8 protein-coding genes and 1 pseudogene are annotated in these 9,153 nt (G+C 62.1%); 2 read left to right on the top strand and 7 right to left on the bottom strand.

The features are described 5' to 3' along the window. Nucleotides 1-58: 58 nt before the first annotated feature. From Q4G20_RS06805 to Q4G20_RS06830, 6 genes and pseudogenes are all read right to left on the bottom strand, one after another. Nucleotides 59-904, bottom strand: coding sequence for an inositol monophosphatase family protein (locus Q4G20_RS06805; protein WP_303342659.1), 846 nt, complete (start codon nt 902-904; stop codon nt 59-61). Then, on the bottom strand, nt 901-1,653 hold the full coding sequence (locus Q4G20_RS06810) for a DUF1868 domain-containing protein (RefSeq protein WP_303342660.1): 753 nt from the start codon (nt 1,651-1,653) through the stop codon (nt 901-903). Before Q4G20_RS06810 ends, Q4G20_RS06805 begins: the two co-directional genes overlap by 4 nt. Nucleotides 1,654-1,707: 54 nt before the next feature. Further along, nucleotides 1,708-2,733, bottom strand: a complete 1,026-nt coding sequence (locus Q4G20_RS06815) for an ABC transporter ATP-binding protein (RefSeq protein ID WP_303342678.1) — start codon at nt 2,731-2,733, stop codon at nt 1,708-1,710. Between the two features lie 76 nt (nt 2,734-2,809). Next, nucleotides 2,810-3,739, bottom strand: coding sequence for a carbohydrate ABC transporter permease (locus Q4G20_RS06820; RefSeq protein ID WP_303342661.1), 930 nt, complete (start codon nt 3,737-3,739; stop codon nt 2,810-2,812). Beyond that, nucleotides 3,729-4,337, bottom strand: coding sequence for a carbohydrate ABC transporter permease (locus Q4G20_RS06825; RefSeq protein ID WP_303342662.1), 609 nt, complete (start codon nt 4,335-4,337; stop codon nt 3,729-3,731). The genes Q4G20_RS06820 and Q4G20_RS06825 overlap by 11 nt, the downstream gene beginning before the upstream one ends. Nucleotides 4,338-4,672: 335 nt before the next feature. Beyond that, nucleotides 4,673-5,892: pseudogene (locus Q4G20_RS06830) on the bottom strand (extracellular solute-binding protein). A gap of 158 nt (nt 5,893-6,050) precedes the next feature. On the opposite strand from Q4G20_RS06830, the gene Q4G20_RS06840 reads away from it, so the two are divergent. Then, complete coding sequence (locus Q4G20_RS06840; protein WP_303342665.1) at nt 6,051-7,205, top strand: ROK family transcriptional regulator; 1,155 nt, start codon at nt 6,051-6,053, stop codon at nt 7,203-7,205. Between the two features lie 5 nt (nt 7,206-7,210). Here Q4G20_RS06840 and Q4G20_RS06845 read toward each other — a convergent pair whose 3' ends face one another. Continuing rightward, on the bottom strand, nt 7,211-8,128 hold the full coding sequence (locus Q4G20_RS06845; RefSeq protein ID WP_303342666.1) for a hypothetical protein: 918 nt from the start codon (nt 8,126-8,128) through the stop codon (nt 7,211-7,213). A 300-nt stretch (nt 8,129-8,428) separates the two neighbouring features. Between Q4G20_RS06845 and Q4G20_RS06850 the strand changes: the two genes are divergently transcribed. Then, entirely contained in the window at nt 8,429-8,815 is a 387-nt protein-coding gene (locus tag Q4G20_RS06850; RefSeq protein ID WP_303342667.1) for a hypothetical protein, read from the top strand. Nucleotides 8,816-9,153: the final 338 nt, after the last annotated feature.

Raw genomic sequence — 9,153 nt, forward strand, 5'->3', positions numbered from 1 at the left:
CCCCACTCTTTCATCTTGGCCTAAATATCCCGGGGGTCCGGGGGCTGGCCCCCGGCGCTCACCCCATAGCCTGCCACCACGTCTTGCGGATGGTTTCCAGCTCGCCCGCATTGCGCGCGTTGATCAGGGTGCCTTCGCTGATGCCGGGGATATAATCCGACCCGTCCAGCATGGCCGATACGCCCCCGGCCTCGGCGGTCAGCAGCACGCCCGCCACATGGTCCCAGGGCTTTGCCGTGGCCGACAGCAGAAAATCCACGCTGCCCTGAACCAACAGGCGGTATTCGTGGCAGGAACAGCGCAGCGCGGCGGTGCGGGCGAACTGGGTTTGCGCCGCAATGGCGGCGCTGCGTTTGCTCGCATCAAACAGCCATGGCGACAGCATCCCGAACAGGGCCGAGGCCGGACGTGGCGCGGCTTGGGGCAGGGTCAGGCGGTGGGTGCCGCCGCCTTGGGTGCTGCGGTCCAGCCATGCCCCCTGACCAAGGCCGGCCCAAATCCAGTCATCATTCAGCGGGTCGTAATGCAGGCCGAACACCGTCTGACCGCCGCGCATCACCGACAAAATCACGCCAAACGTGGACAGACCCTGCGCGAAATTCCATGTTCCATCCACCGGATCGATGATGACCGCCGTGTCCGCATACATCAGACGCGACGGCAAAGCAGGGTCGGCGGCGGCGGCTTCTTCGCCCACCACGACGCAGCCGGGCAGGATGGTGCGGGCGGCGTCGGTCAGTGCCGCTTCCGATGCCAGATCGGCGGCGGTCACCAGATCATCGGGCGCGGATTTCGACGCAATGTCAGATGGCGACAGCGACCGAAAGCGCGGCAGGATATGCGTGCGGGCGGCATCGCGCACGGCGGCAATCAGGGCGCTGCGTTCGGTATCAGACAGGGTCATCGGGCGGCCTTTTCGGTCTGGCGCAGCGGCATCAGCGGCGCAAAGTGATACATATCGTCGAATGTGCAGAACTCGGCCGTGCGCAGCCGGATATCCGACAGGCGCGCGCCAAAATGGGCGTGCAGATCGTCCGACAGCGCGATGACCCGGCGCGCGGCCGCATCATCCAGCCAATGCGTGACATAAGACAATGAGATATGAAACACATAATCGTCAAAATGCGGCGGGAACAGGCGCATCTGGTCGCGCATCTGACGGCGCGCTTGGCGCAACGCCTGTTCGTCGGCATCGGTTGCGCCCTGCACCGTCACGCTGTGACCCGCGAACAGATCGGTGGCGCGGACGCGAAGCCCTTGCGGCACGTCCAGACCGGCCAGGCGGTCCTGAAACACCCGGCTTAACGCATCGCGGCTGGCATCCGGGGTCACGTCACCCGGCCAGTGATCGCGCGACAGCGGATTGCCCGACACGCCCTGAAACAGCGTCATATGAAAGCTGTCGGGCGGCAAAAAGGTGAAATGCCCCGCATCCGGCCCCGCCTTCAGCGCGTTTTGCATGTCCGTTAACGCGGCATGGGCATCGCTGGCGGGGTCGATGTGAAACACGGTCGTATTGCCGGGAAAGGGCAGCACGCGGCCTGCGGGGGTGAATTTCCCGCCGCCGCCGGGTTCGCTGATCCAATGCGGGCGGGGCAGGCCGGACAGGCGGCCGGTCAGGTAGTCAAGGGAATCGGTGCGTTTCGGGGCCATTTTAGTCTTCTTATCAGAGGGTTGCCCCGCTGCACGCGCAGCAGGGCCAAGGGGTCAGGCCATCACCGCGCCAGTGGCGGCGCTGATCGGCGTGTCGATGCGTTTCGTGGTGGCGGTGTCGAACAGATGCAGCGCGGTGCTGGGCCGGTCAATATGCAACACCTCACCCCCCTGCACACGCCGCGACAGCGGGGCCGAGATGTGCAGGCTTTGCCCATCCGGCAGCGTCGTGACCAGCACGGCATGGCTGCCCAGATCTTCGGCATATTGCACCGTCACGGGGATGCCGCGACCGGTGATGCGGATCTGTTCGGGGCGGATGCCCATGCTGTGCATCCCGCGAACACCGGCGCGCGCGACCGCACCCACTCCCGCCAGCATCAGCGACCCATCCGCGCCGTCCACGTCAATCAGGTTCATCGGCGGCGCGCCGATAAAGCCCGCAACAAAAGTGCTGGCCGGGCTGTGATAGATCGCGTGCGGCGTGTCATATTGTTCGATCCGACCTTTGTTCAGGATCATGATGCGGTCGGCCAGTGTCATCGCCTCGACCTGATCATGGGTCACGAACACCGATGTCGCGCCGATGCGGCGGTGAAGCTGCGCCAGCTCCATCCGGGTGCCGTGGCGCAATTGCGCGTCAAGGTTGGACAGCGGCTCGTCAAACAGCAGCACCTGCGGTTCGCGCACAATGGCGCGGGCAATCGCCACCCGCTGCCGCTGACCGCCCGACAACTGACCGGGGCGGCGTTCCAGAAAATCACCCAAGGCGACGGTGCGCGCGGCATCCATCACGCGGCGGGCGCGTTCATCGCGCGCCACGCCTGCGATTTTCAACGCGTAACCGATATTATCGGCCACCGTCATATGCGGATAAAGCGCATAGTTCTGAAACACCATGGCCACGCCGCGATCCTTGGGGGCCAGATCGTGAACTTCGCGCCCGCCCATCAGGATGCGGCCCGAACTGATGCGTTCTAACCCCGCCAGCATATTCAAGAGCGTGGATTTCCCGCAGCCCGACGGCCCCAGAATAACGGTGAACTGACCCGCGGCCAGCGTCGCGTCAATGCCGGGGATGACAGATTATCGCCATAGGATTTTGTCAGCCGGTCCAGCTGAATATCGGCGGCGTTCAAGGTGATCTGGGACATGGTTACTTCTCCGTCAGGTTCAGGCCGCGAACGATATAGCGTTGCAAAAACGCAATCATCAGCAGCGGCAGGATCGACACCATAATCGCGCCGGCCATAATCAGGGGGAAATCGGGGACTTCGCCTTCGTTGCTGGGCGACAGGCGCGCCAGACCGACAACGGCGGTTTGCATCGCGGGCGTGGACGAGGCCAGCAACGGCCACAAATACATCGTCCAGCCGCCCAGAAACATCAGGATGAACAGCGCAATCAGGTTGGTGCGCGACAGCGGCAGAACAATGTCGATCATGAACCGGAACCAGTTCGCGCCGTCCATCTGCGCGGCCTTGACCAGATCACCGGGCAAGGTGCGGAAAAACTGACGCATCATGAACACGCCGGTTCCGGTCGCCAATGCGGGCAGCACCATCCCCGAATAGCTGTCCAGCAGATTCAGCCGCAATTGCAGCGGGTTGCCAAAGATATGCGCAATCGCCGCGTTCAGCCCGGTGATGTCCAGAAGCCCGTTCAGCGGCATAAAGATGTTCGACACCACCTGATAGGTGGTCACAATCCGCAAATCCATCGGCAGCATGATCGTGGCCATGATGACCCCGAAAATCACGCCGGCATAGCGGACGCGGAAAAACACCAGACCAAAGGCGGTCAGGAACGCAAACGTGCATTTCAGCACCGCCACCATCAGCGCCACGATAAAGCTGTTGACGACCTGCGCCGGGATGCGGGTTGTTTCAAGCAGCTTGGCTATATTGTCGAACAGCGCCGTGCCGGGGATCAGCGTCAGCCCGTCGCGCAGGAATTGTTCGTAACTCTGGCTGGCGGTGATAAAGGTGAACACCAGCGGCCCCAGAATAAAGATCAGACCGATGGCCAGAATGATATTGGCGGTGCGGTCGATGCTGCGGGTGTCTTCGATAATGTCACCGTTCATAGCGCACCTTTTTTTCAAGATAAAAGAACTGGAACGCGGCCAGAATCAGCACGAACACCATCAGGATGGCCGATTGTGTGGCGGCACCCGACAGGTCGTAACCTTTGAACCCGTCCTGATAGATTTTATAGACCAGCAGCCGCGTCGCGCCCCCCGGTCCGCCCTGCGTCATCGTGTCAATCAGCGCAAAGGCCGACACGACGGATTCGGTGAACTCTAACACAAAGGTCAGGAACAATTGCGGTGCCAGCATCGGGATTTGCACATCCCAGACGCGCCGCCATGGACTTGCGCCGTCAATCGCCGCCGCTTGGTGCATGGATTGCGGCACCGCCTGCAACCCCGCCAGCAGGATCACGAAATTGAACGGAACCCCGTTCCACATATGTGCGACCAGCAGCATGACAAAGGCGTCGGTGCCGTCCAGACCGGGGCTCCAGATGCCGGGGAACAGATCGTTCAGCGGCGCCATGATGCCGACAAAGGGGTTGAACAGAAACGCAAAAACCACGCTGATGGACGCGCCCGCAATGCCTTTGGGCCAGATCAGAATGTTGCGCGACGGCGTGGACAGGCGCACATGCGCGATCCGCCGCAATCGCCAGAACCAGCGGCACGATGATCGCCAGCGATGATCCAAAGATCGTGAACACAAAGGTCCGCCAGGTCGCGTCCCAGAAAATCGGGTCGGACAACACGCGGGCATAGTTTTGCAGGCCGACAAATTCGGACCCGCCGCCAAAGGGACGTTCCAGCGTGAGTGACCACCAGAACGACAGATAGATCGGGATGTAGAAAAACATCACCACGATCAGGATCATGGGCAGCGACAACAGCAATGTCGCCCAGCGGTTGGGATAGGACGGGGGTATGGGAACCTTCGTGCGCGGGGAAAAAAGGCGGCCGCCCCTGTGCGGGACGGCCCAACATCACTTACGGCAGGTCAACACCGCGATAGGTTTGTTCAAAACGACGCAGCAATTCATCGCCGCGTTTTTTCGCGGTGTTCAGCGCGGTTTGCATGTCCTGCTGGCCGGTGAACGCTTTTTGCGTTTCTTCGCGGAAGATGTCGCGGAACTGGACGTAAAAGCCCAGACGGATGCCGCGGCTGTTGTCACCGGCGGGCTGTTCCATCGACGAAATTCCCAATTCGGCCGACCCAAAGGCCGGGTCGTTGGTCAGGCCCTGTTCCTGCATCGCCGCCAGAACGTCGGTGGTGACGGGGACATAGCCGGTGATGCGGGTCATCTCGATCTGCTGATTGGCCTGACGGACGAAATCCAGAAACGCCTTGGCGGCGGTGACGTCGGCGTCGTCGTGACCCTTCATCAGCCAGATGGACGCACCGCCGACCAGCGTGTTGTGACGGTCAACGCCGGCATACATCGGGGCCAAACCGGTGATCATCTTGTCGCCCAATGCGGCAAAGGTCGCGCCGTAACCGCCGGTCGAGTTTTCCATCATCGCACATTCACCGGCGTTGAACGCGTCGGTGTATTTGCCCGCGCGGGTGTCGGCGTCCAGTTTCAGCAGACCATCGGTGCGCCACTGGGCCAGATTGGCCATGTGCTGCGCAGTCAGGCCGTCATTGAACACATATTCCGCGTTCAGCCCGCCAAAGCCGTTGCCATTCGACGCGACCGGCGCGTTGTGACGGGCGGCGAATTGTTCCAGCACGCGCCACGGATGGCCGTCGGTGGCCAGCGGACAATCCACGCCCGCGTCTTTCAGTTTCTGCGCAATCTCGATCGCCTGTTCATAGGTTTCGGGCAGGGCGTCCACGCCGCTTTGGCCAGCAATTCTTTGTTGCCGTAAAAAATCAGGGTCGAGGCGTTGTAGGGCTGCGAATACAGTTCGCCCTTGGATGTTTCGTAATAAGACCGCGCGCCCGCGATATAGGATGACCAATCCACATCCGGCATCGCCTGTTGCACGGGTTCCATCACGCCCGACAGCATCAGATCCAGCGTGCCCGCGTCAAAGAACTGGATCAGAACCGGGTGCTGGTTCGACCGGACGGCGGCAATCGCCTTTTGCATGGATTCCTCATAGGAACCTTGGTTGATGCAGGTCACTTTGTGGTCGGCCTGCGACGCGTTGAGCGCTTCGCAATGGGCTTGCACGGCTTTTTCGCCGGTGCCGCCAAAGGCCATACCAAAATTCAATATCCGCAGCGAAGGCCGGGGCGGCCAGTGCGACCAGCGACGCCGAAACAAGAAGGGCTTTCATCTTTTTGTCCTGTCTGTGTAAGCAAGGGGTCAGGCAGGTGTCTTCCCGCAAGGCGTATTTACGCATTAAGGGTAAATTAATTATGGCAGTCTACAATCCGCAGGATCATATTCCCCCGGCGTTCTGGCGCGAAGGCCACGCTGATGTCGTTGTGTCGCGTAACGAACGGGAATTGCTGCGTTTTGTCTGGAACAGCCCCGGCATTTCCCGCGCCGCCTTGACCGCGCCGATGGAGTTGACCCAACAATCGCTGCACCGCATTATCGAACGCCTGCAACAGCGCGGGATGATCCGGCTGGACCAACCCGAATCACCGGCGGGTCGTGGGCCGCGCAGCCCCAACCTGTCGCCCGACCGCGATTGGTGCCTGACCGTGGGCGTTGCGGTCAATGTCGGGTCCATCGTTGTGGCGCTGATGGGCTTTGGCGAATTGATCGCCATGCGCCATCTGGGGCCGCAATCGGATGATCTGTCGGATGACATGACCCGCATCATCTCTGTTGTGAACGACATGCTGGCCGATCAGCCCGACGGACGCGCCCGCACGCTGGGCGTCGGATTGGCCGTATCGGGATATTTCGTGCAGGACGGCACCCTGAACGCCCCGCAACCGCTGAAACATTGGTCGCTGACCCCGCTGGCCCCAAGTCTGGGCGATGCGCTGAACCTGCCGGTCTGGGTCGATAACGGCGCCAACACCGCCGCCCTGGCCGAGGCGTTTTTTGGTCACGGTCGCGGCACCCGCAGCTTTGTCTATATCGCGCATAATCACGGTTATGGCGGCGGGTTGATCGTGGACGGGCGGCTGATGCGTGGGGCCTTTGGCAACAGCGGCGAATTGTCGGGGATGTTTTCGCGCGATGAAATGCCCCGCCGCCCGGCGCTGCATCTGCTGCTGGACCGGATGCGGCGCACGCGGCCCGATCTGACGCTGAACCAGATGCTGCACGACCTGACCCCCGACACGCCGGGCCTGATAGAGTGGATCGACGATGTGACCCCCGCCCATAACCGCGCGATCAATTCGATTTCCGCGATTTGCGACCCCGAACTGATCATTCTGGGCGGCGAATTGCCGGGCTTTATGGGCGATATGCTGATCGAACGCACCGACCTGCACGGAGGCACGCGCTATGGTCGCCCCCGCCCCATGCTCCGCATCGCCACAGCTCAGGTCACCCAATCCCCCGCCGCGACCGGCGCGGCCCTGCTGCCGCTGTTCGAAATGGTGTTATAGGGGGGCTAATGGGTCGCGTCGGTCAGCGCGATGATGTCGGCGCCCCCGGTCAGCGCCGCGCGCAACCGATCCAGCGTGATCAGGTTGCCAAACGGCATGGGCCATTCGGCGGCGTTTTTGCGGGGCAGGGCGTGCCCGTCGGCCCATGCGATACGCCCGCTGCGTTTCAGTTGCGGGGTCGAGGCGACCGGATCGCTGCGGCTGATCCTGCGCCCCGCCGCGGCCAGCCGTTCCAGCAGCGTCAACCAATCTTCTTCGATGCGGTCCGGGGCCACGCCATATTGCGCGGCCAGTGCGGCCAGTTCGTCGGGTGCGGGATGGTCGGTGGCCATTCGAAAATGAACCGTGATGGGATAGCGCAGCCCCGGAGCCGGACCCACGACCTGAACCTCTGCCGGGTCCATCATCCCCTGCACCGGCTGGCGGTATAAACGCGGCGCTTCGGCCAGCCGTTCCGGGAATGACGTTCCGTCATCCATCTGTGCCAGACAATCAAAGATATACCCATCTTTTTGATTTCCCGCCAGAAAAAGAACATAACCAAACCGCCCCGCGCCAAGCGCAAACCGCAGATAGGTTCCGGGCGGGGCGTGGTTTTCCAGCGGTTCCTGCGCTGTCTGATCCGGGGCTTCACCCAGCGAAATAGTGAACCCGTCATAATCCAGCCCGGCCTCAACCGCGCTGTTGTCAATGAAAGCGGCGCATTGCATCAGGTTGTCCGGTTCCAACCGTATCGGCAGGGTGATCGTCGCGCCCTTGTTTGCAAACGCAAACATCGCGACGGGATGGCGCCGCTTGATCTTAGTGCGCATTCGCCGCAGCCGCGCATCGGGTCCATAAACATAATGCGTCACATACCCACGCCGCGTCCCTGCGCCCGCAGGCAGATGACGCAGCAGATCGGCGATTTTGGCGTGATCCATCGGTGGCATAGTCCCCAAGCGGTATGCGGAACGCGGGTGGCTCCCCTGACACTGTTTGCCGCATCGGGGCCGAAAGATAACCGCGCGTTCGATAAAATACCCGCCCCGCCCCCGCATCACGCAGGCGGGGCGTGGTCGGGAACAGATGACGCGACGGCGCTGAACAGCTCGACTTTGCCGACAGGCTAATCGGCCCGTCGGTCCATACCGGCCCATCCGCTGCCCCGCGAAAACCACAGTTGCTTGCAGGTCTGACGTGCAACCTTCGCGGCGCTCAGTCTGGATGGCGGCGACGACCTGTTGCGGCGTCAGGATGACGCGGCGTGGCCCAACCTGCTGCGCCGGTCGTGGTTCCTGTCTGCCGTGGATCACGTCAATTTGGATCGCCTGCGCTATCGCGTGATGACCGCCATGGATGATCTGTTCCGCGAGGTGGATATTCTGATCGGCCCTGCGCTGACCGGTCCGATGCTGGTTGCCTCGAATTTCACGGGCCATCCCTGCCTGCAACTGCGCACCGGATTTGCCAAACGTCCCGTGACTGGCGATGAGACCGGGGCAGAGACGCGGCCCGTGCCGCAAGGTCTGTCGCTCTGGGCGGGGCTGTTTAACGAATCGGTCCTGATGCCGTTCGCAACTCTGCTTGAGGAAAAACGGGCCGTCGCCGGGAAAAGGCCCGATTTATAGGCCGTCGCCCCCATTCATCTTGGCCCAAATATCCCGGAGTGGGACGGATCAGGAAAAGCTTCAGCGGACCTTTCTCCCGTCAAATCTCACCCCCGTGGGGTGGGCTGGTCCACTCAAGAATCGCCCCCCACTCTTTCATCTTGGCCCAAATATCCCGGGGGGTGAGACGGGTCAGGAAAAGGTTCGGTGGACCTTTTTCCCGTCGAACGCCCGCCCCCGTGGGGCGGGCTGGGGGCTGGCCCCCGGCGCTCTCGCCCCCTCACCTCGGCCCCCATACACAACGAAAAACCCGCCCAGATGGGCGGGTTTTCCGTTAAGCGATCTTATTCAGATCACTC

The sequence above is a fragment of the Paracoccus sp. (in: a-proteobacteria) genome (assembly GCF_030538495.1).
Taxonomy (GTDB): Bacteria; Pseudomonadota; Alphaproteobacteria; order Rhodobacterales; family Rhodobacteraceae; genus Paracoccus.